Origin of the sequence: Bradyrhizobium viridifuturi (genome assembly GCF_001238275.1) — a bacterium.
Taxonomy (GTDB): domain Bacteria; phylum Pseudomonadota; class Alphaproteobacteria; order Rhizobiales; family Xanthobacteraceae; genus Bradyrhizobium; species Bradyrhizobium viridifuturi.
The window spans coordinates 12,268-35,874 of sequence record NZ_LGTB01000037.1 but is presented as its reverse complement, the minus strand read 5'-3'; the positions used below and the strand labels follow the sequence as shown (position 1 = coordinate 35,874).

The 23,607-nt window shown below is 65.3% G+C and carries 24 protein-coding genes and 1 pseudogene; 9 read left to right on the top strand and 16 right to left on the bottom strand.

Annotation, left to right across the window (positions count from 1 at the left end):
• Positions 1–46 precede the first annotated feature (46 nt).
• Complete coding sequence (locus tag ALC15_RS29290; protein ID WP_050630292.1) at positions 47–1,423, bottom strand: sensor histidine kinase; 1,377 nt, start codon at positions 1,421–1,423, stop codon at positions 47–49.
• Between the two features lie 219 nt (positions 1,424–1,642).
• Positions 1,643–2,303: pseudogene (locus tag ALC15_RS29285) on the bottom strand (response regulator transcription factor).
• Between the two features lie 371 nt (positions 2,304–2,674).
• Between ALC15_RS29285 and ALC15_RS29280 the strand changes: the two are divergent.
• A complete protein-coding gene (locus tag ALC15_RS29280) occupies positions 2,675–3,064 on the top strand; it encodes a hypothetical protein (protein WP_050630291.1) in 390 nt (129 codons plus the stop codon).
• On the opposite strand, the gene ALC15_RS29275 is transcribed toward ALC15_RS29280, so the two are convergent.
• Both ALC15_RS29275 and ALC15_RS29270 read right to left on the bottom strand, forming a co-directional pair.
• Positions 3,061–3,294: a hypothetical protein gene (locus ALC15_RS29275; protein WP_244486317.1), complete on the bottom strand. Its 234-nt coding sequence runs from the start codon at positions 3,292–3,294 to the stop codon at positions 3,061–3,063. The genes ALC15_RS29280 and ALC15_RS29275 overlap by 4 nt on opposite strands.
• A complete protein-coding gene (locus tag ALC15_RS29270) occupies positions 3,291–4,448 on the bottom strand; it encodes a hypothetical protein (protein ID WP_063781890.1) in 1,158 nt (385 codons plus the stop codon). Before ALC15_RS29270 ends, ALC15_RS29275 begins: the two co-directional genes overlap by 4 nt.
• A gap of 126 nt (positions 4,449–4,574) precedes the next feature.
• Between ALC15_RS29270 and ALC15_RS29265 the strand changes: the two genes are divergently transcribed.
• A complete protein-coding gene (locus tag ALC15_RS29265) occupies positions 4,575–6,125 on the top strand; it encodes a hypothetical protein (RefSeq protein WP_050630289.1) in 1,551 nt (516 codons plus the stop codon).
• A gap of 35 nt (positions 6,126–6,160) precedes the next feature.
• Positions 6,161–7,147 carry a UbiA family prenyltransferase gene (locus ALC15_RS29260; protein ID WP_244486316.1) on the top strand — a complete coding sequence of 329 codons (987 nt, stop codon included), beginning with the start codon at positions 6,161–6,163 and terminating at the stop codon, positions 7,145–7,147.
• 10 nt (positions 7,148–7,157) lie between these two features.
• Here the strand turns inward: ALC15_RS29260 and galE are convergent, their stop codons facing one another.
• From galE to ALC15_RS47690, 6 genes are all read right to left on the bottom strand, one after another.
• On the bottom strand, positions 7,158–8,153 hold the full coding sequence (galE, locus tag ALC15_RS29255) for a UDP-glucose 4-epimerase GalE (protein ID WP_050630288.1): 996 nt from the start codon (positions 8,151–8,153) through the stop codon (positions 7,158–7,160).
• A gap of 138 nt (positions 8,154–8,291) precedes the next feature.
• Entirely contained in the window at positions 8,292–8,549 is a 258-nt protein-coding gene (locus ALC15_RS29250) for a hypothetical protein (protein ID WP_050630287.1), read from the bottom strand.
• A 146-nt stretch (positions 8,550–8,695) separates the two neighbouring features.
• Positions 8,696–9,325, bottom strand: coding sequence for a transglutaminase-like cysteine peptidase (locus ALC15_RS29245; RefSeq protein ID WP_050630286.1), 630 nt, complete (start codon positions 9,323–9,325; stop codon positions 8,696–8,698).
• A 327-nt stretch (positions 9,326–9,652) separates the two neighbouring features.
• Entirely contained in the window at positions 9,653–10,315 is a 663-nt protein-coding gene (locus ALC15_RS29240) for a ParA family protein (RefSeq protein ID WP_050630285.1), read from the bottom strand.
• Positions 10,316–10,330: 15 nt separating this feature from the next.
• Positions 10,331–11,227, bottom strand: a complete 897-nt coding sequence (locus ALC15_RS29235) for a glycosyltransferase (RefSeq protein WP_347336328.1) — start codon at positions 11,225–11,227, stop codon at positions 10,331–10,333.
• Positions 11,158–11,652, bottom strand: a complete 495-nt coding sequence (locus ALC15_RS47690; RefSeq protein WP_347336326.1) for a glycosyltransferase family protein — start codon at positions 11,650–11,652, stop codon at positions 11,158–11,160. The genes ALC15_RS29235 and ALC15_RS47690 overlap by 70 nt, the downstream gene beginning before the upstream one ends.
• Before the next feature lie 110 nt (positions 11,653–11,762).
• On the opposite strand from ALC15_RS47690, the gene ALC15_RS29230 reads away from it, so the two are divergent.
• Positions 11,763–12,686, top strand: coding sequence for a hypothetical protein (locus ALC15_RS29230; protein ID WP_050630284.1), 924 nt, complete (start codon positions 11,763–11,765; stop codon positions 12,684–12,686).
• Here the strand turns inward: ALC15_RS29230 and ALC15_RS46635 are convergent.
• Positions 12,670–13,107 carry a hypothetical protein gene (locus ALC15_RS46635; RefSeq protein WP_244486322.1) on the bottom strand — a complete coding sequence of 146 codons (438 nt, stop codon included), beginning with the start codon at positions 13,105–13,107 and terminating at the stop codon, positions 12,670–12,672. The two genes, ALC15_RS29230 and ALC15_RS46635, sit on opposite strands and share 17 nt — an antisense overlap.
• Between ALC15_RS46635 and ALC15_RS29225 the strand changes: the two genes are divergently transcribed.
• The gene (locus tag ALC15_RS29225) at positions 12,988–15,273 is read left to right on the top strand and encodes a glycosyltransferase family 2 protein (protein WP_347336327.1); all 2,286 of its coding nucleotides are present in this window, start codon (positions 12,988–12,990) and stop codon (positions 15,271–15,273) included. The genes ALC15_RS46635 and ALC15_RS29225 overlap by 120 nt on opposite strands.
• On the opposite strand, the gene ALC15_RS46630 is transcribed toward ALC15_RS29225, so the two are convergent.
• The 3 genes from ALC15_RS46630 to ALC15_RS46620 are packed head-to-tail and all read right to left on the bottom strand — an operon-like array spanning position 15,214 to position 17,551.
• Entirely contained in the window at positions 15,214–15,966 is a 753-nt protein-coding gene (locus ALC15_RS46630) for a hypothetical protein (RefSeq protein WP_244486315.1), read from the bottom strand. The two genes, ALC15_RS29225 and ALC15_RS46630, sit on opposite strands and share 60 nt — an antisense overlap.
• On the bottom strand, positions 15,924–16,955 hold the full coding sequence (locus ALC15_RS46625) for a glycosyltransferase family 2 protein (RefSeq protein WP_244486314.1): 1,032 nt from the start codon (positions 16,953–16,955) through the stop codon (positions 15,924–15,926). The genes ALC15_RS46630 and ALC15_RS46625 overlap by 43 nt, the downstream gene beginning before the upstream one ends.
• Positions 16,952–17,551, bottom strand: a complete 600-nt coding sequence (locus ALC15_RS46620) for a hypothetical protein (protein ID WP_244486313.1) — start codon at positions 17,549–17,551, stop codon at positions 16,952–16,954. The genes ALC15_RS46625 and ALC15_RS46620 overlap by 4 nt, the downstream gene beginning before the upstream one ends.
• Positions 17,552–17,778: 227 nt before the next feature.
• Here ALC15_RS46620 and ALC15_RS29215 point away from each other — a divergent pair, with 227 nt between their 5' ends.
• On the top strand, positions 17,779–19,086 hold the full coding sequence (locus ALC15_RS29215; protein WP_050630282.1) for a UDP-glucose dehydrogenase family protein: 1,308 nt from the start codon (positions 17,779–17,781) through the stop codon (positions 19,084–19,086).
• A gap of 115 nt (positions 19,087–19,201) precedes the next feature.
• Here ALC15_RS29215 and rfbD read toward each other — a convergent pair whose 3' ends face one another.
• Together rfbD and rfbC are read right to left on the bottom strand one after the other, a co-directional pair.
• Positions 19,202–20,113 (bottom strand): dTDP-4-dehydrorhamnose reductase, encoded by a 912-nt coding sequence (rfbD, locus tag ALC15_RS29210; RefSeq protein WP_050630281.1) that lies wholly within the window; start codon positions 20,111–20,113, stop codon positions 19,202–19,204.
• Positions 20,113–20,667, bottom strand: a complete 555-nt coding sequence (gene rfbC, locus ALC15_RS29205) for a dTDP-4-dehydrorhamnose 3,5-epimerase (RefSeq protein WP_050630280.1) — start codon at positions 20,665–20,667, stop codon at positions 20,113–20,115. Before rfbC ends, rfbD begins: the two co-directional genes overlap by 1 nt.
• 109 nt (positions 20,668–20,776) lie before the next feature.
• Here rfbC and rfbA point away from each other — a divergent pair, with 109 nt between their 5' ends.
• The 3 genes from rfbA to ALC15_RS42270 all read left to right on the top strand — a co-directional run bounded on the left by rfbA (position 20,777) and on the right by ALC15_RS42270 (position 23,586).
• A complete protein-coding gene (rfbA, locus tag ALC15_RS29200) occupies positions 20,777–21,688 on the top strand; it encodes a glucose-1-phosphate thymidylyltransferase RfbA (RefSeq protein ID WP_050630279.1) in 912 nt (303 codons plus the stop codon).
• Entirely contained in the window at positions 21,678–22,745 is a 1,068-nt protein-coding gene (gene rfbB / locus ALC15_RS29195; protein WP_050630278.1) for a dTDP-glucose 4,6-dehydratase, read from the top strand. The genes rfbA and rfbB overlap by 11 nt, the downstream gene beginning before the upstream one ends.
• Before the next feature lie 163 nt (positions 22,746–22,908).
• Positions 22,909–23,586 carry a hypothetical protein gene (locus ALC15_RS42270; protein WP_244486312.1) on the top strand — a complete coding sequence of 226 codons (678 nt, stop codon included), beginning with the start codon at positions 22,909–22,911 and terminating at the stop codon, positions 23,584–23,586.
• The last annotated feature ends 21 nt before the right edge of the window (positions 23,587–23,607 follow it).

Genomic DNA, 23,607 nt, shown 5'->3' with positions numbered 1-23,607 from the left:
TGCGGCCAGCAACGCCATCGGCTCGCTGCTGCGCGGGCACCAACGACTAGACCGCCGGCAACACCAGCTCGGCCCGCAGGCCGCCGATCGGCGCATCGCTCAGGATGAGCTTGCCGCCATAGAGGCCGGCGAGATCGGTCACGATCGACAGGCCGAGCCCCGAGCCGGGCTTCGACTCATCGAGCCGCTGGCCGCGGCGGGACACCTGGGCGCGCTCCGCTTCCGACAGGCCGCGTCCATCGTCGTCGACCACGATGCGCAGCCTGGGACCGGCGCCCGATGCTTCCGGCGGGACCACGGAGACCTCGATGAACACCTGCGAAGCCGCCCATTTGCAGGCGTTGTCGACGAGATTGCCGACCATCTCCTCCAGGTCCTGCCGCTCGCCGCGAAACCGCGCCGCCGGGTCGGCCTTCGCCTCGATCGAGAGGTCGCGGTCGCGATGGATCTTCTCCATGGTCCGGCGCAGCGCCTCGATGGCCGGCGCGACGTCGGTGATGGTCGAGACGATGGTGGCACGGGCGGCAATCCGGGCGCGCTCGAGATGGTGCGCGACCTGGTCACGCATCACATCGGCCTGCTCCAGCACCTTGCTGGCAAAGGGATCGGCGGCATGCGCGGCCGCCTCGTTCACGATCACCGACAGCGGCGTCTTGATCGCATGGGCGAGATTGCCGACATGGGTGCGCGAGCGCTCGACGATCTCCCGGTTGGCATCGATCAGCGCATTGGTCTCGCGCGCCAGCGGCGCGATCTCGACCGGGAACCGGCCCTCCAGCCGTTCGGCGCGGCCGGAGCGGATATCGGCGATCGCATCCGAGATGCGCTTGAGCGGCGCCAGGCCGTAACGCACCTGGAAGATCGTGGTCAGCAGCAGCACGATGCCCAGGGCCGCGAAGGTGCCGAACAGATAATAGTCGAAGCTGCGGGTCTCATCGAAGATCTCGGTGGCGTCGCCGGCGACGCTGACCAGGAACTTGCCGTCGGCGCCGAGATCGACCGGCCGCTCCACCACCCGCAGGCTCTGGCCCTCCGGTCCATCGACATAGCCGAGGCGGACGCCGGCGGCGGTCAGCTCGGCGCCGTGCTCCTCGAGCTTGGGCAGCTTCTTGTCCCACAGCGAGCGCGAGGCGCGGGTCTCACCCTTTTCGGTGTCGGTGCGGGTGATCTGCCAGTACCAGCCCGACAGCGGCAGGTCGAACAGCGGCTCGCCGAGCGACTGGAACTGGCGGTCGGCCGGCTCGTCCGGCGTCGCCACCTCGGCGATCAGGGTGCGCAGATAGAGATTGAGCCTTCGGTCGAAGGCGCGCTCGGTCGCGTCGCGATAGACCGACGACAGGATGACGCCCGTGATCGCCAGGATCACCACCACCCAGGCGGTCGCCGAGACGAACAGGCGGGTCGCGAGCGAACTGCCCCCCATCAGGGCACGCGCTCGAACAGCGTGTCAGTGGCAACAGACATCAGGGATTCAGACATCAGCGAATCCAGTCCTCCCGGCGCGGATCATGACAATGCCCGTGTACGCCGATCAAGCACTCCAAGAGCATGATCCGATTGTAAAGGATATGCCCTCATCCTTTTGTTTGATCGCGTTTTCTTCGCGCGAGCGACCGCGGTATCCACGTCGCTCGAAAACGCTTTAAGTCGGCGCCGACAGCATGTAGCCGAGGCCGCGAACCGTCTGGATGATATCGACTTCCAGCTTCTTGCGGATGCGGCCGACGAACACCTCGATGGTGTTGGAGTCGCGGTCGAAGTCCTGGTCGTAGAGGTGCTCGACCAGCTCAGTGCGCGAGACCACCCGCCCGGTGTGATGCATCAGATAGTCGAGCAGGTTGTACTCGTGCGAGGTCAGCTTGATCGGGTTGCCGTTGACGGTGACGCGCTTGGTGCGGGTGTTGAGCGCCACCGGCCCGCAGATCAGCTCGACCTGGGCATGCCCGGTCGCCCGTCGCAGCAACGCACGGATCCGCGCCAGCACCTCTTCGAGGTGGAAGGGCTTGGCGACATAATCGTCGGCGCCGGCGTCGAAGCCTGAACCTTGTCGCTCCAGCGGTCGCGCGCGGTGAGGATCAGCACCGGCATCACCCGCTTGTTCCGCCGCCAGGCTCGAGCACCGAGATACCGTCCATCTTGGGCAGGCCGATATCCAGCACGACGGCGTCATAGGGCTCGCTGTCGCCGAGGAAATGCCCCTCCTCGCCGTCGAACGCGCGATCGACCACATAGCCGGCGTCCGTCAGCGCGGTGGTGAGCTGGCGGTTCAGATCCGGGTCATCCTCAACGACGAGCAGACGCACTTTGGCCTCCGAGAGTGAGCATTGCGATAGTTCGGCATCAAATGAGGCTTCGCGCCGTGAACGGCCTATGAATGGATCCGCGCCGCAAAGCTAATTTTTTCGTCAGGTGCACCATCCCGGGAACCCGCGCAAGCGCCCCCGGTTCCATTGATCCGATGCGGATGGAATCGCGGCGGGTTTCAGTTTATGGTATTTAGATACCAAGTACTTGGATGCGCACCGGCTCACCCAATATCGTGTTGCCAACGTGCCGGCGCCGTGCGCCAAGTCACCGACGGCAGCGGGTTAACCTTCGGCGGGCATTTAATTGTCGCTGATATCGGCGATGCGCTAAGCCAGCCCGGCTAGGTGCAGGGATCGGGAATACTTTTTTGCTTGTTTCGAAGATCAGGACGTTTGCTGTGGTCGCCGGCTGGCTAGCGCTGGCCTTCATCGCATTTGTCACACTGTCGCCAATCCAGGACCGTCCGTCATTCCTGCATCCGCAGGCCGAGCGCTTCGCCGCCTATGCCGTGATGGGACTGGCCTTTGTGCTGGGCTACCCGCGGCGCACCGCACTGATTGTGCTGTTTGTCGTGTTCAGCGCCTTCACGCTGGAAGCGATGCAATTGCTGACGCCGGACCGCCACGGCCGGCTGCTCGACGCGGTCGTGAAGGTCGCGGGAGGTTTTGCCGGCATCGGCGCGGGTCACTTCATCCTGCTGGTGCTGCGCAGCCAGTTCGGCCGGCTGAGGTCCCGGGCGGAGCATTCGCCGAGCTAATCGCGCTTCGGCGCTTCCGCTGACATCGTGCCCTCCTGCGCCATGCATTGCTGAAAGAAATGCAGCCGGTCGCCGTTCATCGGCACGGCGCCCGGCCGCTTGTACGGATAGACCATATAGGCCGCGCGCAGGCACCGTTTCGCCGTCTCCGCATCGGGCGCGGCGATCGCGGCATTCGACGACAGCAACAGCGCCAGCACCGCGCTGAGCCGAATGCGCGCACAGCTCACGGCTTCTCGCATTCCGAGTAGAACACGCCGTTCGCGGCCGCCAGCCGCTGCAGGCAATGCCGCTTGTCGGTCACCGCGCCCTCGACCGTGAAATCGTAGGCCTGGGCCTTCAGGATCAGCGCGTAGCGTCCCGGCGACAGCGGCGCGTCGTCGCGCGGCTGAATCTCGAACATCTGCGGATCCTCGCTGAGCGGCGCGGCGCGGAACGGGATCGAGATGTTGCGGATCACCCAGGTGTCGTCGCCCGGCGAGACCACCGGCTTGCCGGTCGCATCGAACGTGGTCTGCTGGGTCACGCGCGCGATCAGGCGCACGTCGATCGGATCGGAGGCACCGCCAGCGCCGTCGCGCCGGAACACGATGAAGCGCAGATGCCCGTCTGGCAGCGAGGTCTCGCTCGGCCTGGTGATGGCAGCCGAAATCGCAATGCGCGGATCCGGCGCGCGCCCTTGGATCAATTGCAGCTCGTACAGCTTGCCGCCGCTCTCGGCGTAGACGCCGTAAGCCGTCGGCAGCGGCCGGTTCGGCACCGCCGGGGCGGGCATGGCCGGCGGCGCGGGCACGGCGGCAATCACCGCCGGCCTCTGGGGTTGCGCCGGCGACGGTGCGAACGACCCCGCGATGATCGCGCGCGCCGCGGCCAAAGACACGCCGTGTTGCTGCAGCAGGACGACGGCCGCGATCAATGCGAAGAAACCCAGCATCACAACATAACGCAGCGGCGCCGACGACGACCATCGCGGATGGCGCGACAGCCCGGCCGGCGCTGCCTGCTCGAGCGTCGTGACGAAGGCCTCCTCGGCATCAGTCCGCTGCGGCCCCTCGATTCGGCGCGCTGCGCCCGCCGCCTCCAGGAACGCGGGCAGCGGCCGCGCCGGCGGCACCGAAAACCTTTCGAGCACATTGTTCGCGGTGTGCGCCTCGACGCCTTCGATCGCCGCTTCCAGCGCCTGCATCAGGCGCACCTTTTCGCCTGGATCCTCATGCGCGAGCTGCCGCAGCTTCTGCCGCGCCAGCTCGTAGACCGCGCTGCGCAGCTGCTGCGGGTCGGAACTGACGGAGTCGATGGTCCGCGCCAGCACCAGCGCGAACTCCACCTCGGGGTGCGCAGGGCTGATGTCCCTGACCGTCCTCTGGGCCGGCGTCGACGTCATAAATGTTAGTCTGGTTCGCCCTTAATGTTACAACATTCTAGGCGGCTTTTAATGTTAACACAAATGGCGAAACACGTGGATCGCGCCGCGGTTTGACCATACCGATCCGAGCAGCAGCAGGTTTCCTTGAGCCGTTTTCTGCACATCCTGGACGACCGGTTCTTCGCGCCGAAGCGGGACCGCCCGTCCTGGCCGGATCTCCTGCTGTTCGCGGGATGGATCGCGCTGGTCGGCTTCCAGGTCGCCCGTCACGTGATGTGGCGCGACGAAGTCCGCGCGCTCACCATCGCGCTGAACGGCGACGACCTGATCGCCATGCTGAAGGGCCTGCATGGCGAGGGCCACCCTGCCCTCTGGTACCTGCTGCTGCGCGGCGCGCATGCGATGTTCGGCCGGGTCGAAGTGCTGCCCGGCGTCGCCTTCGTGGTCGGGCTCCTCACGGTCGCGCTGCTGATCTTCCGCTCGCCGTTCCCACGGCCGTTGGTGCTGCTGCTGGTCACGAGCCATGCGCTGCTGTTCGAATATGTCGTGATGGCGCGGAACTACGGCATCTCGGCGCTGTTCCTGTTCGCGATCGCGGCCTGTTATCCGGCGCACCGTGGTCGCGGCGTCCTGCTCGGCGTGCTGCTGTTCCTGCTCGCCAACACCAATGTCGTCGGCGCGATCATGGTCGGCGCGTTCCTGCTGTTCTGGCTGCTCGACCTGCTCGAGACCCATGGCTGGCGCTGGTCGCCCCAACTCAGCAATTTCGCGATCAACGCGATCGTCGCGACGATCGGCGTCGTGATCTGCGCGGCGACGATGCTGCCGACCTATAATGACGCGGCGGCCCGCGACTGGTCGCAGGATTCACCGCTGACGGCTGCGATGCTTTCCCTGGTGAATCCCGGTGCGACATCGCTGGGCGCGCTGTTCGCCAATCTGCTGCCGGGGATCGCAGGCTCGGTGCTGCTGTTCGCCGCAACGCTCGGGCTGCTGCCGCGGCGTCCGGCCTTTCTGGCCGCCATCGCCGCCTTGCTGCTGAGCTCGCTGTTCTTCGCCGTCGCCGCCAACGGTGCCTACCGCCACGCCGCGGTCTGGCTCTGCTTCCTGATCACGCTTTACTGGATCGGCTGGAACAATGTCGCTACCGCATCCGACGGACTGCTGCCGGCAATCGGACGCATATCGCTCCTGCTGTTGCTCGCCATCCAGACCGCCGCAGGCATGAACGATTTGAGCAACGCGGCAACCGGCGTTGTCGCGAGCCGCAGCGCCGATCTCGGCCGCCTGATCGCCTCGCGCGCCGATCTCGCCAATGCTGCGATCCTCAGCGAGCCGGAATGGCTGGTCGAGGCGCTGCCCTACTATGTCAAGAACCCGCTGTATCTCGCACGCGACCACAAGTTCGGCAGCGTCGTGATCTTCACGCGCAAGGGCCGGATGGACAGTAATCTCGGCGAGACGCTGCGCCTCGCACGCGAGCTCCGCGAGACCTCGGGCGCCCCCGTCCTCATCCTGCTGGCCTACCGGCTCGATGAGATCACGCCCGACCGGATCTATGACGAGGGCAAGAACTGGCGGACGTTCCGCGCCTCGGCCGCTGAGATCAGCGACTTCCGCGCAGCGACCACGCTGATCCACCGCTTCGACCCCGCCAAGACCGACGAGAGCTTCGACGTCTATCTGCTCAGATAGGCGGTCGATCGAGGACACCAGGAAAGGACCGTGCGATGGCGCTGATGGACAGCAAGCTCGAAGCCCGCAAGCCGCCGGCCGCTCGTGTCCGGCAGTACCTCGCTATCCTGCGGCTCGATCACAGCACCAAGCACATCTTCATCGTTCCCGGGATCATCCTCGCCTGGCTGCTGCGCGGCGCGAGGAGCGAGCATCTCGCCGCCGACATCCTGCTTGGCCTCGTCGCCGCGATCTGCATCGCGTCGGCCAACTATGTGATCAACGAATGGTTCGACCGCGATTTCGACCGGCATCACCCGACCAAGTCGCAGCGTTCGGCGGTGCAGAGCGCAATGGACGGCAGGATCATCGGGCTGGAGTGGCTGGGGCTGCTGGCGCTTGGCCTGATCTGCGCGGCTGCCAGCAGCCGCCTGATGCTGCTCGCAAGCAGCATCTTCGCCTTGCAGGGCCTCGTCTACAACGTCCCGCCGCTGCGCAGCAAGGACAAGGCCTATTTCGACGTCATCTCGGAGTCCGTCAACAACCCGCTGCGGCTGTTGATCGGCTGGGCGATGATCGACCCGACCTCGCTGCCGCCGGGTTCGGTGATCCTGTGCTACTGGTTCGGCGGCGCGTTCCTGATGGCGGCCAAGCGGCTGTCCGAATATCGCGAGATTGCCGCGTCCCACGGCAAGGACCTGCTGGCGCGCTACCGCGCGAGCTTCGCCGACTATACCGAGGTGTCGCTGACCGCCTCGTGCCTCAGCTACTCGCTGTTCTCGGTGTTCTTCCTCTCGGTGTTCCTGGTGAAGTACCGCATCGAGTACATCCTCGCGATGCCGCTGGTGGTGATGCTGTTTACCACCTATTTTTCGATGTCGACATCCCCTGGGTCGTCGGCGCAGAAGCCCGAGAAGCTCTATGGCGAGCGCGGCCTGATGCTGATCGTGCTGGCGCTGGTCGCCGTCTTCCTGGTGGCGAGCTTCGTCGACATGCCGTTCCTCGCCCGGCTGGCCGAGCAGCATTACATCACGCTGGACTGAAGCGGATGAGTTAACGCCGGCGCGGATGCGCCTTCTGGTGCCACGCCCAGGCCGAGCGAATGATATGGCTGAGATCGGACCGGCTTGCCTTGAAGCCGAGGCCGCTCTCCGACTTGGAGGGATCGGCGACCAGGATCGGCGGATCGCCGGCCCGCCGCTCGCGCACCACGCTCGGCACCGCTTCGCCGGTCTCGGCGCGGATCGCGTCCAGCACCTCGCGCACCGAATAGCCGGTGCCGGTGCCGAGGTTGAACACGCCGCCGGCGTCGCCCTTCAGCAGTAGCTCGAGCGCCGCGATATGGGCGCTGGCGAGATCGTCGACATGGATATAGTCGCGCACCGCGGTGCCGTCGGGCGTCTCGTAGTCCTCGCCGAAGATCGCGAAATCGGGCACGTGCCCGAGCAGCGCCATCAGCGCGCGTGGAATGAGGTGCGTCTCGGGATCGCGCAGTTCGCCGATGGTGCCGGAGGCATCGGCGCCGCAGGCGTTGAAATAGCGCAGGCAGACCGAGTTGAACTGATAGGCCGCGCGATAATCGGCCAGGATCTGCTCGATCATGAATTTGGAGCGGCCGTAGGGATTGACGGTCGGACCCGCGGCGCTCTCCGGAATGGGATCGCGCCCGGCATTGCCGTAGACGGCGCCGGTCGAGGAGAACACCAGGCGGTCGCAGCCGGCTGCCCGCATGCCGCGCAGCAGGCCGAGCGTGCCGACGACGTTGTTGGTGAAGTATTTCTGCGGATCCGCGACGGACTCGCCGACCGCGCTGAACGCAGCGAAGTGCATCACGGCGAGCGCAGTGTGTTCGCGGATGGTGGCCGCGATCCTGTCGTGATCGGCGACGTCGCCGATGACGAGCGGGCCCCATTGCACGAAGCTGCGGTGGCCGGTGGTCAAATTGTCATAGACGACCGGAACAAAGCCGGCCTCGGCAACGGCCTTGGCGCAATGGGAGCCGATGTATCCCGCGCCGCCCGTGATGAGGATCGAACCCCTGCTCGCCATTGAAGATGCCGTCCCTGCGCAGGCCAATCCCGCGCCTCAACACATGCAAAGACAGATGGGTACGACATTCCGTCCGGCGCGGCAAAACCGCGATGCGAATAGCGTTAAGACCGAACGGATTTGCTTCAGCGGTGACGGTTAACGCGAGCCCAGCGGAACGTTGGTCTGTTGCCCGACCGGCGGCGCGTGTCGTGACCGCGTCCCATGAGGGTAGACCGGTGTTGCCGGCGGGACCGGCCGGGTCGCCTGCGGCCGCGAGGTCGGAACGCCGCCGCCCGGTCCATCGATCGAATAGCGCTGCGCGCCCTGCGTGGTCTGCCCGGTGCCCTGTGCGAGCGCGGGAGCCGCGGCGGCGACGACCAGTGCCGCTGTTGTGACAAGGCCGGCCAGCTTCATGTCGATGCCTCGAGGGATGTGATCGGGATCAACCGGTCAAGCCGGCAATCGTTCCGGATGCGGGCTGTCACATGCATCAAACGAAAGTGGCGCGGCGAAATGTCTCGCCGCGCCACGGTCAATCGATGGGACCTGCTTGAGGAAATTCAGGCGCCGGCCTGCGCGATCGCGGCCCAGTGATCGGGATTCGCCGGGGTCTGCATCCTGACCCAGCGATAGCGCGCCTGTGACCAGGTGCGGATCTGCGCATTCAGATTGTCGAGCACGACGTCGCCGCCCTCAACGCGGACCACCAGCACGAGATGATGCTCCCCCCACGACGTCACCACCTCGCTCAGCAGCAAATTGCGCATCGGCCAGCCACGCGCCAGCAGCTCGTGACGCTTGCTGACGGCGTAATCGTTGCAATCGCCGCGCGCCGGATTGATCAGCCATTCCTCGCCGGCGAGGCCGCGTTCGTTGCGCTGCGGCGCGATGCTGCGATTGACCGAGGCGTTGACCTCGATCAGGTCGGTGATGCGTTGCTTGGTGAGGCGCGTGGCGCCGCCGCGGAATACTGTATGCACGCGCGGCTTCGGCTTGCATTCGTCGGCATAGCGCATGCAGAACATGGTGTAGGCCATCGGCGCCAGCGTCGGCTCGCTGAAGCGGATCTTCTCGACCACACCGCGCAGCGGCAGCAGGAATCCGATCATTCCGGCCTGGGTATCCCGCGCGCTGGTCCCGAGCGCGACGATGGCCACAAGCAAGGCCATCACTCTCTTGACGCTGTACATTCCTCACTCCCCAAAGTGACGGGAAGCATCTACGGGAAATGTCTTGAGCTTCGGCTCAAGCGCGCGGCGGCATTTGCTTCAAATGCCGCGATGCGCGCGGGTAGTCCGTTAACCAAGCAAGGGTCCCGCGCCGGCAAGGTTTCGGCCGCCGAATGATAACGCGCGTGCCGGCCAACGGATCGCAAGCTTGATCGGGTTTTTGAGGCCCTTTCCGGCGATTTCTGCGGGACGCCGCCGTCAGCTAGCGCGGCCGCGGCGGCACCGGGCGGCCGGTTCCCATGCGAGCATGGTTGGCCTGATGTGAAGCAGCCGGCGAATTTTGTTAAGCTAGACCGTCACGCGCTGCCGGGGCGCGATGCCGCACCAGCTCATCACGAGATCGGCGAGCATCTTGATCTCGATGTCCGCGGGCGTGCCGCCGGCGAAATCGGCGACCGATTGTCCGAGCGCGACGGCGCGCACATAGGCCGAGCGGCTTCCGATCGTCGGGCCGATCTCCTCGTCGAGCGTATCCAGCTCCTCGATCAGTTGCTGGCCTTCGAGCGTGCGCTGGTCGACGCGGTTCGGCACGATCATGGCGCGGAGCGCCGTCCGCCGCGCCGCACGCACCTCGCGCACGATATCGAGCGTCCGCGCGGTGGCCTCGATGTCGAGGCCGGACGGCGTGCACGGCATCAGTACGATGTTGGCAACCGCGAGCACCGCGCCCAGCACCCGGTCGTTGGGCGCGGAGTCCACCACGATGATCTGATGCGGAATCTGGCGCATCAGCTTGGCCCATTCGGCGACCGGGCGGGTTTCCGGATCAAGCTGATAGACCGGGAAGGTCAAATTGCCGGGCTCGGCCCAGTGACAGGCGGACGCCTGGGAGTCGGCGTCGACCAGTCCGACCACGCCCGTGCGCCGGTCCAGTTCTGCGGCAAGCAGAACCGCAAGCGTCGTCTTTCCGACCCCGCCCTTGCGCTGGGCAACCGAGATGACAAGCGGCATCGCAAGCTCCTGGCGTTATCCCCCGTGCGTGCGCGGGAGGACACCTTCATCAACGAGCGTCAGCATCCGGGGCAGACAGACCCGCTTCGCGTCGTAATTGTCCCGCACGAAGCTCCGTGCCTTCATCCGCATCTTCTTGAAGGCCTTGGGTCGTGACAGCACCGAGATTACCTGATGCGACAACGCATCAATATCAAAAAACGGCGTCAGCAGGCCGTTGCCATCCGAGATGATGTCGCGCAGCGGCGCCGTGTCGGACGCGACCACCGCACATCCCGCGCTCATCGCCTCCAGCAGCGACCATGACAGCACGAAGGGATAGGTCAGGTAGACGTGCACCGAGGAGATCTGCAGCAGCTCGAGATACGGTTCCCGCGGAATTCGGCCGAGGAAATGCACGCGGCGAAGATCGATATCCGACCTGACTTCGCCGAGGAACATCGACTTCCAGCTCGAACCCTCCGGCGGGTTCGCGCCGTAGGACGTCCCGCTGCCGCCGACGATCACCACCTGCGCATTGGGCCGCGCGGCAAGAATCCGCGGCAGCGAGCGCATGAAGACATGGAATCCGCGCACCGGCTCCAGGTTGCGCGAGACGTAGGTGATCACTTCATCGTCGGCCGAGAGTGTCGTGCCGTTCGGAAGCTGAAACCGCGCGACGGGGTTGGGCTTCACCTCGTCGGTGTCGACGCCCTCGTGGATGACCTCGATCTTGCTCTGAAACTCGCGGGGAAAGGTCGACCTCTGCCATGGCGTCGGCGAGACGCCCGTATCGCACTCGGTGAGCGCCAGCAGCGTGGTGGCATTCTTCAGATGGAGCGCGACATTGCCGTCGAGGCCGGTCATGGGAAATTCGGGATCGAAGCCGACGTCCCTGCCCTCGGCGCCGTAGTAGAACTCGCAATAGAGGATGATGCGCGCCTCGGAAACATCGTGCGCAGCGGCAGCGTCTCACCCCAGCCGGGATGCGCGAAGATCAGGTCGGGCACGAAGCCCTGCCCCGACAGCGACGACAGCGCATACAGGACCTCCTCGGCACGCCTCGCCTCGACGTCGAAGCGGCGCGCAAAGGGATGCACCATCGCGGAGTCCGACTTGGTGGTCGAATATTTGAGCAGCCGGATATCCCGCGTCGTGCTCGCGGTCGATGAGCCGACCGCGACGACCTTGTTTCCGGGCCGCTCCGCAAGCGCACGCGCAATGTGGCGATACTGGGCTGGAAAGTTGTTGTGGACGAACAGGACGTTCATTGGCGGGCGGGCGCGCCCCCCGGCCGCGCGGTCTTCGATTGGGGTCAGGGTCGATACCGTGACCGGCAGGGTGTCTTCGATATGCACGTGCGAAACTATCTCACCGGATTAACATTAAGCCCCCTTCTATCACACAGATTTTTGGGGCACACTGTGTGAGAGACATATCGACCCATCCGTTAGGCTCGCAGGCGACGATGAACGAACAGATTCAGCAGAAAACCATTGACCTGGCACGGGGTCTTTTCCTGGTTCGCTATAATGGCGCCGAAGACAAGACATCACCTCCGGTGGTGCGGGTCTATGCGGATCGCGCCAGTGTTAACAATTGTAATATCATCAGCGGGCCGGACGCGGCCAATGGAACCCTGTTCGCGCCCGAGAGCGCGCTGGTCGTGTCGGTCGCCCGGCCAAGCCGCCTGATCGTCGAGGTCACGGCAGGACGCGCCGGCGGGTCGACCGCCGCCAATATCAAGATTGAGCCGCTGACCCAGGGACAGCCGGCCGCGCAGCCCGCCGGCCAGCCATTCGATACGTACGAGCCCGAGGCCGGCCCTGACGAGCTGAGCGATCTCAAGGTGCTGGCGCATGTCGCGGGCCTGGGCGACGTCACAGTCGGCCCGAACACCTGGATTGCCGGACCGGCCGCGCCGGCCCGGATCGAGGGCATTTCCCTCGATTGGCCGAACAAGCCCTATGATCTCAACCTGCAATATGCGGTCAAGTTCGCGAGGCCGCAGCGCGGCGACAACCAGTTCGTTCCGCTTGGAACCTTTGCCGGAACCCGGGGTCGCGCTCTAGCGATCACGGGGTTCTCGCTGGAAGCCACCGGCCCCGCCGCGGACCGCTACGCCATCGCGGCCGAGACCATTTTCCTCGGCGCTCCGGCGCTGCGGGTGACCGGGAACCGGATCGTGGTGTCCGGCCCTTCGGGCCGGGAACCGCTGGTCGGCCTCAAGCTCAGCGTCGAAGAGCACCGCGTGCAGGCAGCGCCCCTCGCGCCCCGGCAGCCGATGCGCACCGAGCCCGTCGCCCCGATGCCGCGCCAGGAAGCGCCGCGCCTCGATGGACGGGTGCGCGTGTTCCGGAGCCGGCAGAGCGCCGTCAAGACGGCGGGCTGACCATGCCGGCAGACAAGGGCGACATTTGACCGCCGACGCGCGCAACATCGCCTTTACGTCCAAAACGCTCCACCACGTCGATCTCGAGCGCGCCGCTGTCCGGGCGCTCGAGGCGCGTGATTTCCGGCGCGCATTCGCGCTCGCCGACCGCCGCTGCCGGATCCTGCCGCATCCGGGCGCCCGCGCCCATCTGCTGCGCGCGGAGGCGCTGTTTCGCCTCGATCTGAGGGATGCGGCCGTCGCGGGCGTCGCCCGGGCGCTCGAGCTCGAACCTGATGATCTTGCCGCCGCGCGGCGAATGATGGCCTGGGGCGACGGTCTTCCGCAGCTCGAAGCCGCACGAAGCATCGCGCGGCGCGACGACGATCCGGATTCGGTCAGGAGCGCGCTGCTGCTGCTGCTCGAGCAGCGCGGCCAGCACAGCTGCGCCCGTGTCGACTTCCTCGATGAGGAGGTGAAGGGATGGGTGACGTGGCGAGGCACCGACGACCCAAAGCTTTCACTGACCCAAGCCGATCAATCCAGCACGGTCCAGCTTCCCGCCGATCCCCGTCACAGATTTGCGCTCAACGGGCGACGCGCTGCGAGCTTCCGCCTGATGCGGCCGCCGTCCGCGACCTCGCAACGCCTCGAGATCGCACAGGCGGACCACGTCATCGCCAGCATTCAGCTGCCGGCCAACCGCGCGCCGGATCGCCGCAACGCGCCACAGTGGCCGCCCCGCGCGCGCAACGGCGAAACGCCCCCGCTCACGATCATCATCCCGGTTTACCGGGATCTCGCCGCAACGCGTGCCTGCATCGAGAGCGCGTTGACGGCCGTCGCCTGCACGCCCGGCTCGACCATCGTCGTCGTCGACGACGCCTCGCCCGAACCCGCCATCAAGCATCTGCTCGGCGAACTGGCTGCGGAGTTGCGCATCCGGCTGCTGACCAACGCGCACAATCTCGGCTTTGTCGGCGCGGTCAACCGGGCCCTTAGCGAGACCGGTGCCGGCGACGTCGTGCTGCTGAACTCGGACACGATCGTGCCGAAATATGCGCTGCAACGCCTGAGAAGCGCCGTGCGATCGACGCCGCGCGTGGGCACCGCGACCCCGCTCTCGAACAACGGCGAATACACCAGCTTTCCGGTCCCGAACCGCTCCAATCCCCTGCCCTCGCCCGGTGAACTGGACTTGCTCGACGAACTGGCCGGCACAGCCAATTCCGGGATGGCCATCGACATCCCCAACGGCATCGGGTTCTGCCTCTACATCACCCGCGAATGCCTCGACGCCGTACAAGAACTCTCCGACGATTTCTATCGCGGCTATCTCGAAGACGTCGACTTCTGCCTGCGCGCCGCGGAGGCCGGCTTCCGCAACGTGTGCATCCCGTCGGTCTTTGTCGGCCACGAGGGTTCGCGCTCGTTTCTCGGCGAGAAGCGCTCCCTGGTGCTGCGCAATCTTCGCGTCCTCGAGCACCGATACCGGCGCTATGCGACGGAGTGCGCGGCGTTCCTGCTCGCCGATCCGCTGCGCGATTGCCGCGCGGCGCTCGAGCTCAAGCTGCTCTCCAGCGAACGGCCCGCCGCCGAGCTGCACGTCATCGTCTGCGGCTCCTCGATTGGCCGCGAGATCGCCGTCGGGCGGTGCGAGCAATTGGCGGCGGAAGACCAGCGCGGTCTGGTCGTTCACTTCCGCGCCGAGGGAGGGCGCCAACTGGCGTCGATCTTCGACCCGGATGGCGGAGCTCCGCAGTCGATCGCACTCGACGTTGCGACGCCCGAGGGCCGCGAAGCCCTTCTGACATGCCTCACCAATCTCCGGATCGGCGCGCTCGAGATTGCGGAGGCCGACCGCATCCCCGGCGCATGTCTGGCGCAACTCACGCAAAATTTCGCTTACGACCTCCTGGTCACCGACACCAGACTTGCAATGCGCGCCGCGGCCGGATCGGGCGTGCATCCGGACTGGACAGGTCTTGTCGAACGGGCCCGATGCGTGACGGTGATCGGCGAAGATGGCGCCGCGTTCTCCGAAGCGGTTCTCGGCCTGCAAGTGACCAGGCTGAGCGCCCCGCTGGTACCGCGAGCGCCGCCGCGCGCCGTGAGCGGCCCGGCCCGTCTCGGCCTGCTCGCCCTGCACGCCAGCGCGGCGGAGTTTCGTTTCGCGAGAGCGCTGAGCGATCAACTGGCCGAAGCCGACGACGATGACGTCGCGATCATCGTGCTGGGCACCACCCTCGACGATCTCAAGCTGATGCAGCGCCCGCATGTCGCGGTCACCGGTGAAATCGGCGTCGCGGACGTCGCGACGTTGATCGAAGCGCACGGCATCACGAAACTGGTTCTCGACATCGGCGAACCGGCATTCGGGCATCCGCTGGTGGACGCGCTGCTGGCAACCGGATTGCCGGCCGCAACGACCGAATGGACCCCGGCATCAGCGGCGCGCGGCCGAACAGCCGACCTGAAGCTGCAACCGGGCCTCGATGCCGACGAAGCGGTTGCAGCCATAAGCGACTGGGCAGTCGAAGACGTGCTGCTACATCCCGATCGGAGGCACGGTCGGTTGAGGCGGGAGGTTGGCGCGCGGCTTCCATGACCGCGGCGGCCATGCGAGCGACGAAAACGGCGTCGAATCCAGCCCCAGCAGCGGGCTGTAATAGGGATCGTCCAGCAGCACCTCGCCCCACTTCGCACGCAGCATCGCCAGTTCGTGCCCGAAGCGCGCCTTGCGATCCGGCGCGGAATCGCGGCCCCGGCTGGCCGATTCCAGATGCACGAGCTTTGCGTCCGGCGTGAACACGATCCGCTTCCCGAGCTGGCGCAGCTTCAGGCACAGATCGATATCGTTGAAGCTGATCGGAAAGCGGATCTCGTCCATGCCGCCGACGGCCAGGAAATCGCGCTTGCGCATCAAGAGGCACGCGGCCGTCAACGCCGAACATTCGTGCGCGACCTGGAGCAGATCGCCGTAGCCGGGATCACCATCCATCCGATCGTTGAAGGCGTGCGCAGCCGAAAAATTGGCGCCGAGCACCACCCCGCCATGCTGCACGACGCTGCTCGGCCAGAGCAGCTTGGCGCCGACAGCTCCGACGTCGGGAGCGGCGAGCCGCCACAGCATCTCCGCCAGCCAGCCGTCATCGAGCGCCTCGATGTCGTTGTTGAGGAAGCAGATGTTCTCCGTATCGACGCAATCGACGGCGGCGTTGTTGATGGCCGCGAAGTTGAACGGTCCATCGACCGAAATCACGTCGATCTCGTCGTCGGACAGGCCCTCCAGATAATCCAACGCGTCAGGCTCGCTGGAGTTGTTGTCGACGACGAGGATGCGGGCGTGGTCTCATGTGCGGCCGGCAGGACGGTTTCGATGCATCGCTTGAGAAGCTCGGCGCGATTCCTGGTCGGGATGATGATGGTGGTGCGCTCATTCCAGTCGACGGCACGCTTGACCCGCACGGCGGGAAGCAGACCCGCCGGCCGCGGCTCGACATGCGCCTCGACGCCGGCCCTCGCGAAATACGCCTCGCTCGCGGCGGCAAGCTCGGCGGTCGCGACCGACGCATCAATTCCCGGCAGCGCCGCAACCGATCCCGGCAGATGATAGGTTCGCTCCCGCTCCGCGCAGGACAGGAAGGTGTCGTAGAGCGACGCCGCCGATCGCAGCGCCTCCACGGCGCGTTCGCGGCGTACCGCAAAGCAATACGCCCCATAGCCCTGCTCGAGCGCACGTTCGAGATCGAATGCCGAAAACGCCAGCGGCCAGACGGCTCCGGCACCCGCGGCGACTTCGACGTCGCCATAGACGAGATCGCAGCCGGGTTCGGAAGCAAGCACTTCGGCGAAGCGCTGCAAGGCATCTTCAGCGAGGATCGTCCCGCTCAGGCAGAACACGAAGAATGCGCTGTTGGCTGCATCGCCGTCGATAAACTCGAGCGCAGCCGTCGGATCGAACCGGCTGAACCCGCGCGTCGGCAGGCACACCGCCGACCAGGCCGCATGCCGCTGCGCTTCGAGGCTCTCGATGCTTTCGTCCACCCTGGCCTCGCCGATCAGGACGACCGCGGCCTCGGATTGAACGTCAGACTCCATCGCCGGCGCGAAGCGTTCCTTCCAGCTGCGATAGGTGTGAAACGGTACCGAAGCCGGCAGCATCTGATCGAACAATTGTCCGCGCAACCGCTCGCTGTCCCAGCGCCCGAGCTCCGCGATGGTCTGCTCCAATCCGCGCTCGAACGCGACGAATGCGATCGGCTCCGAGCCCACGCTCCGTCCGGTCACCGTCCGTGCCGACAGCCCGCGCACGCGCCGTCGGCAAAATGCTCGGGCAGATGAAAATCGATCCGGCGGCCGACGCCGAACTCGCCGCCCCGCGCGACGTTGGTCCACCCGGTCGGCTTCACGGTCATCACCGGGCGCTCCGCGATCAGGATTTCGATGTCTTCGTCGAGGTCCTGCGCAAGCCAGCCCTCGAAGCGCAGGCCACCGGCCCATTTGATCTCGCCGATCCGGTGCCACTGCGCGTCCGGTGCTGCGACATCGCAGCGAATCGGAGCACCGACGACACCTCCGATATTGGCCAGCCGCGCCTCGATGATCGCGGCACTCGCGCCGACCTCATCCTGCACGTTGAAGGTAAATCCAAATCGTCCATCGCCGATTCCGGCGTCGGCGAGCTCTGTTACAAACTCGTCACACAATGATGACATGTATGGCTCGCCGTCGACGAGCAGCTCGACGGTGTAGCGCCGGCCGAGATCGGCGCGGTCGTAAACAAATCCAGAAAACGTCGTGCGATCGTATCTGGAGAATTGCGTTTGCAACGACGCGTAGTCAGCTCCTGAGGGCCCCTGCTTGCCAATCGTCTTCGTGCTCATGTCCACCCCTCAAACGGCGGCTCGATTGTCGGTCGATTTCAAGTTGAGAATGTGTCCATGGCGCGTCCAAGGTGACTAGCGCGCACTCAACTGCACTGAGGCAATCACCGTTTGCACAAAAAGCCGCCGAGCTCCAACACAAACTATGCGTTATAAAACTTGGCGTTAGCGGCGCCAATTGTGCTAGTGCTAACTCCTCCTCTCCACACTGATCGACGAGCGGATTCATGAAGATTGCAATGGTTGGAACGGGATATGTAGGTCTCGTATCCGGAGCGTGTTTTGCCGACTTCGGCCATCAGGTCGTTTGCGTCGACAAGGACGCCGGCAAGATCGAAGCCCTGAAGCGCGGCAAGATCCCGATCTACGAAACTGACCTCGATAAGCTCGTCGAGACCAACGCCGCCGCCGGACGGCTGACCTTCACGACGGAGCTCGCCGGAGCCGTGGGTGACGCCGATGCCGTGTTCATCGCGGTTGGAACGCCGTCGCGGCGCGGCGACGGCCATGCAGATCTGAGCTACGTCTATGCAGCCGCCAAGGAGATCGGCGCCGCGCTCAAGAAGTTCACCGTGGTGGTGACGAAGTCGACCGTGCCGGTGGGCACCGGCGACGAGGTCGAACGCCTGATCCGCGAGACCAGTCCGAACGCCGATTTCGCGGTTGCGTCGAACCCCGAATTCCTGCGCGAAGGCGCCGCGATCCAGGACTTCCGCCATCCCGACCGGATCGTCGTCGGCACCGAGGACGACCGCGCCAAGAAGGTGATGGGCGAAGTCTATCGTCCGCTGTACCTGAACCAGGCGCCGATCCTCTATACCGCGCGGCGCACGGCGGAACTGATCAAATACGCCGCAAATGCCTTCCTTGCCACCAAGATCACCTTCATCAACGAGATCGCCGATCTCTCCGAAAAGGTCGGGGCCAACGTGCAGGAGGTCGCGCGCGGCATCGGGCTCGACAACCGGATCGGCACCAAGTTCCTGCATGCCGGCGCCGGCTATGGCGGCTCCTGCTTCCCGAAGGACACCCGCGCCTTGTTCAAGACGGCGCTCGATCACGACGTGCAGCTGAAAATCGTCGAAGCGACGCTGACCGCCAACGACAACCGCAAGCGCGCGATGGCGCGCAAGGTCGCCAACGTGCTCGGCGGCGAGCTGCGCGGCAAGACGATCGGCGTGCTTGGCCTGACCTTCAAGCCCGATACCGACGACATGCGCGAAGCGCCCTCGATCCCGCTGATCAACGGCCTGATCGACTTCGGGGCCAAAGTTCGGGCCTACGACCCCATCGGCATGGAGCAGGCGCGCAAGGAATTGCCGGAGATCGAGTACAGCGCGGACGCCTATGAATGCGCGCGCCAGGCGGATGCGCTGGTCATCGTGACCGAGTGGCGCCAGTTCCGCGCGCTCGATCTCAAGCGCATCAAGCAGGAGATGAAGCACCCGGTCGTCGTCGACCTGCGCAACATCTACCGTCCGGACGAGATGGCCGCGCACGGCTTCACCTACGAGAGCATCGGCCGGCCGCGCTGAGCGGCGATCGCCACAGCTCGATCCCGGAGCCCCGTTCCGATTCAATCGGAACGGGGCTCTTTTTTGTCTGATGCGGTCTCCTTGCGAACCGCTATCCAGTTCGCCCGAGGATGCGCTAGGCGTGGGCGGGTGCGCCGAGCTGGACATAGGCGTCGAGCTCGCGCGCAAGCGCCTCCTGCCAGGTCGGCATCGCGACCCCGAACTGCGCCTTCAGCCGCGTCAGATCCAGCCGCGAATTGCCAGGGCGCACCGCCTTGGTCGGGAAATCGGCCGTTGCGATCGGAACGATGTTGTCGACGGCGAGCGTTACGCCCCGCGACCGCAGCCCGCCGACGATGGCGGTGGCAAAGCCATGCCAGCTGGTTTCGCCGGCGCAAACGAGATTGACGACGCCGCCCCTGCGCATGAGCTGATCGTGCAGCGTGGTGATGTTCGGCAACACGATGCCGGCGACGGCACTGGCGATCGCTTGCGCCGTTGTCGGCGCGCCGATCTGATCGGCCACGATCCGCAGCTCCTTACGCTCGCCGGCAAGCCGCGCGATGGTGCGCAAGAAATTGGTGCCCTTTGCGGCATAGACCCATGAGGTGCGCGCGATGAGATGCGCCCCGCCCGCCGCCTGGATCGCGACATCGCCGGCAAGCTTGCTCGCGCCGTAGGCCGACAACGGTTCGGTCAGACTGTCCTCGCGCCACGACCGGTCGCCCGAACCATTGAAGACGTAGTCGGTGGAGAAATGCACCAGGGGCACACGATTTGCTGCAGCCCATTTCGCGAGCGCTTCGGGCCCCCTGGCGTTGATCAGGAAGGCCAGCTCGCGCTCGTCCTCGGCACGGTCGACCGCCGTGTACGCAGCCGGATTGATGATGAGATCGGGCTTCAGCCTTTCAAGCTCGGCCGTCACCATCTCCGGCTTCGACAGATCGAACTCCGCGGTCGGCGGCGCAATGATGGTGCCGTGGCTTTCCAGCAGCGGCTTGAGTGCACTGCCAACCTGGCCGCGCGTTCCCGTCAACAAGATCCGCATCAGATTTGTCCATAGCTGGGAAGGTTGCTGGCGTCGGCGAGCAACGGCGCATCCGCGTCCTTAGCCGACAGCTGTGGCTTGTCGACGCCCCATTTGATCCCGATCGCGGGATCGTTCCAGCGGATCGAGAGCTCGTCCTTGGGGCTGTAGAAGTCGTCGCATTTGTAGAAGAAGTCGGCGGTTTCCGAGAGCACCACGAAGCCGTGGGCGAAGCCGCGCGGCACCCATAATTGCCGGCGGTTGTCCTCGCTCAGTTCGACCGCGACATGCTTGCCGAAGTTCGGGCTGCCGACACGCACGTCGACGGCAACGTCCAGCACCTTGCCGCGCAACACGGTCACGAGCTTGCCCTGGGTCAGCGGGTTCTGCAGATGCAGGCCGCGCAGCACGCCATAGGCCGAGCGGGACATGTTGTCCTGCACGAAGGGGCGCGTGATGCCGTGCTCGACATAACGCGGCGCCTGGTAGGTCTCGAGGAAGAAGCCGCGCTGGTCGCCGAACAGCTTCGGCTCGACGATCAGGACTTCAGGAAGCTCGGTCTTGATGACGTTCATTTAACATTTGTTCCAGTTTGCTGTGCCAGAAATGTTAATTTCCCCCTCATAACAAACTTGTGCGGCGCACGCTATATGTTATGTTTTGATAGTCAAATTGTGAGGGACCATGAAAGGCATTATCCTTGCCGGTGGCACCGGCTCGCGCCTCTACCCCGTGACCACCGTCGTCTCCAAGCAGCTGCTGCCTGTCTTCGACAAGCCGATGATCTACTATCCGCTGTCGACGCTGATGCTCGGCGGAATCCGCGATATTCTGATCATCTCGACGCCGCAGGACAAGCCGCTGTTCCAGCGGCTGCTCGGCGACGGCAGCGAGATGGGTGTCCGGTTCGCCTATGCCACGCAGGAGACTCCGCGGGGTCTTGCCGACGCCTTCATCGTCGGCCGCGAGTTCATCGGTGATGACTCCGTCGCCCTTGTGTTAGGTGATAACATTTTCTACGGCCACGGCCTGCCGAGCATGCTGTCGGCCGCCTCGGTCCGCAAGAAGGGCGCCACGGTGTTCGGCTACGTCGTGAACGCGCCGGAGCAGTATGGCGTGATCGAGCTCGACGGCACCGGCCGGGCGCTGTCGATCGAGGAGAAGCCGAAGCGGCCGAAGTCCAACGTCGCCGTCACCGGCCTCTATTTCTACGACAACGACGTGGTCGACATCGCCGCCGGCATCAAGCCGTCGCCGCGCGGCGAGATCGAGATCACCGACGTCAACAAGGCCTATCTCGAGCGCGGCGACCTCTATGTCGAGGTGCTCGGCCGCGGCTTCGCCTGGCTCGACACCGGCACCCACTCCTCGCTGGTCGAGGCCAGCCATTTCGTCCAGATCCTGGAGCAGCGCCAGGGCCTGCGCATCGCCTGCCCCGAGGAGATCGCGCTGCGCCAGGGCTACATCTCGCTCGAAGCCTTCGCGCGGGTGGCGCAGAAGACCGCAAAGAGCAGCTACGGCGAGTATCTGCTGTCGGTGTACCGTTCGTTCCAGGGTCAGCCCCGCACAGCCGAGGTATTCAAACATGCGGTTTAAGGGATCGACGATCTTCGTCACCGGCGGCGCCGGCTTCATCGGCTCCGCCGTGGTCCGTCACCTGCTGCGCGACACCCACGCCCGCGTCGTCAACATCGACAAGCTGACCTATGCGGCGAACCTCGCCTCCCTGCCCGGCTCGAGCGAGAGCCTGAACTACACCTTCGAGAAGGCCTGCATCTGCGAGGGACAGGTGCTGCGCCGGCTGTTCGAGAAATACCAGCCCGATGCGGTGATGAATCTTGCCGCGGAAAGCCACGTCGACCGCTCGATCGACGGCCCCGGCGAATTCATCCAGACCAACATCGTCGGCACTTTCACCATCCTGCAGGAGACGCTGCGGCACTGGCGAACGCTGTCGCCCGAGAAGCGCGACGCGTTCCGCTTCCTGCATATCTCGACCGACGAGGTGTTCGGTTCGCTCGGCGACGAGGGCCTGTTCACCGAGACCACCGCCTATGCGCCGAACTCGCCCTATTCGGCCAGCAAGGCGTCGTCGGATCATCTGGTGCGCGCCTGGCGCGAGACCTACGAGTTGCCGACCCTGGTGACCAACTGCTCCAACAATTACGGCCCCTATCATTTCCCGGAGAAACTGATCCCGCACATGATCATCAAGGGGCTCGCCGGCGAGCCGCTGCCGGTCTATGGCGACGGCCAGAACATCCGCGACTGGCTGTTCGTCGAGGATCACGCCAAGGCGCTGACCCTGGTGCTGGAGCGCGGCGAGGTCGGCGAAACCTACAATGTCGGCGGCCGCAACGAGCGCACCAATCTGCACGTCGTGGAAAGCATCTGCGACCTGCTCGACGAGGTCGTGCCCGCTGCGGCGGGCCCGCGGCGCCAGCTGATCAACTTCGTCGCCGACCGTCCCGGCCACGACCGCCGCTACGCGATCGACGCGACCAAGCTCGAAACCGAGCTCGGCTGGCGCGCCGAGGAGAATTTCGAAACCGGCATCGCCAAGACGGTGCGCTGGTATGTCGACGAGCAACCCTGGTGGCGCGCGATCCTGGAGCGCGGCTACAAGGTCGAGCGCGTCGGCCTGAACCAGTAGCCGCCGTCTCCAAGCCACCGGCGTGGACAGCCCGCAGGAAGCCGAGAGGCGCGATGATGATTCAACCGGATCTCATCGCGACTTGACCAGCCGCGACCGCCTGCCGCCGGTGGATTGGCAGCCATCCAACAGACAACAAATCGAGAAACCACGGGGTCCCGCCATGAAAATCGCAATGGACGGTCAGGAACTGACACTGTTCAAAAGCTTCGTGGATCTCTCGCAGCGCTACCTGGAATTCGGCTCGGGAGGTAGCACCTGGCTCGCCTGTCAAACCAGGAAGGAGTGGGTCATCTCGATCGATTCCTCCCTGGAATGGCTCAACAATGTCGGCGACGCCACGCGCGATGCGAGCACCAGGCCGCTGCTGCTGCACGTCGATATCGGCAAGCTGCGCGAGTGGGGTTATCCGGTGGAGAAGGAGAAGGAAGGCTCCTGGCCCGAATATCACGAGCGTGTCTGGGAGCGTCCGGAAAGCAAGACGCCGATCTCTATTTCATCGACGGCCGGTTTCGCGTGGCAAGCTTCGTGCAGTGCGTGCTGCACGGCGCTCCTGGAGCCTTCATCGCGATCCACGACTTCGAGAACCGCCCCCACTACCATTCAGTGCGGACCGTCGCGCGGGAAATCGCGCGCGCCAACAACATGTCGATCTTCCAGAGACCAGCCAGGATCGACGTCGATGCCGCACAGGCCCTGCTTGCGAAATACCGGCTGGAGCCGTTGTAGCCGGCCGGCGCCGCCAGAGGCCTCTGCCGTCTATCGCCGCTGCGGTCAGCAATCACGCAAGCTGCGTGATTGCTCGATCGGGCGCGCCGCCTGGCCCGCCCTGCCTCGGTGAGGAAATCGCTGCCCGCCGGGC

Coding starts and splice junctions, on each gene's coding strand:
- ALC15_RS29290 (WP_050630292.1), bottom strand. CDS start 1,423: ATGGGGGGCAGTTCGCTCGCGACCCGCCTGTTCGTCTCGGCGACCGCC.
- ALC15_RS29270 (WP_063781890.1), bottom strand. CDS start 4,448: ATGACGTCGACGCCGGCCCAGAGGACGGTCAGGGACATCAGCCCTGCG.
- ALC15_RS29260 (WP_244486316.1), top strand. CDS start 6,161: ATGGCGCTGATGGACAGCAAGCTCGAAGCCCGCAAGCCGCCGGCCGCT.
- galE (WP_050630288.1), bottom strand. CDS start 8,153: ATGGCGAGCAGGGGTTCGATCCTCATCACGGGCGGCGCGGGATACATC.
- ALC15_RS29250 (WP_050630287.1), bottom strand. CDS start 8,549: ATGAAGCTGGCCGGCCTTGTCACAACAGCGGCACTGGTCGTCGCCGCC.
- ALC15_RS29245 (WP_050630286.1), bottom strand. CDS start 9,325: ATGTACAGCGTCAAGAGAGTGATGGCCTTGCTTGTGGCCATCGTCGCG.
- ALC15_RS29240 (WP_050630285.1), bottom strand. CDS start 10,315: ATGCCGCTTGTCATCTCGGTTGCCCAGCGCAAGGGCGGGGTCGGAAAG.
- ALC15_RS29230 (WP_050630284.1), top strand. CDS start 11,763: ATGAACGAACAGATTCAGCAGAAAACCATTGACCTGGCACGGGGTCTT.
- ALC15_RS29225 (WP_347336327.1), top strand. CDS start 12,988: ATGGCCTGGGGCGACGGTCTTCCGCAGCTCGAAGCCGCACGAAGCATC.
- ALC15_RS46620 (WP_244486313.1), bottom strand. CDS start 17,551: ATGAGCACGAAGACGATTGGCAAGCAGGGGCCCTCAGGAGCTGACTAC.
- ALC15_RS29215 (WP_050630282.1), top strand. CDS start 17,779: ATGAAGATTGCAATGGTTGGAACGGGATATGTAGGTCTCGTATCCGGA.
- rfbD (WP_050630281.1), bottom strand. CDS start 20,113: ATGCGGATCTTGTTGACGGGAACGCGCGGCCAGGTTGGCAGTGCACTC.
- rfbC (WP_050630280.1), bottom strand. CDS start 20,667: ATGAACGTCATCAAGACCGAGCTTCCTGAAGTCCTGATCGTCGAGCCG.
- rfbA (WP_050630279.1), top strand. CDS start 20,777: ATGAAAGGCATTATCCTTGCCGGTGGCACCGGCTCGCGCCTCTACCCC.
- rfbB (WP_050630278.1), top strand. CDS start 21,678: ATGCGGTTTAAGGGATCGACGATCTTCGTCACCGGCGGCGCCGGCTTC.
- ALC15_RS42270 (WP_244486312.1), top strand. CDS start 22,909: ATGAAAATCGCAATGGACGGTCAGGAACTGACACTGTTCAAAAGCTTC.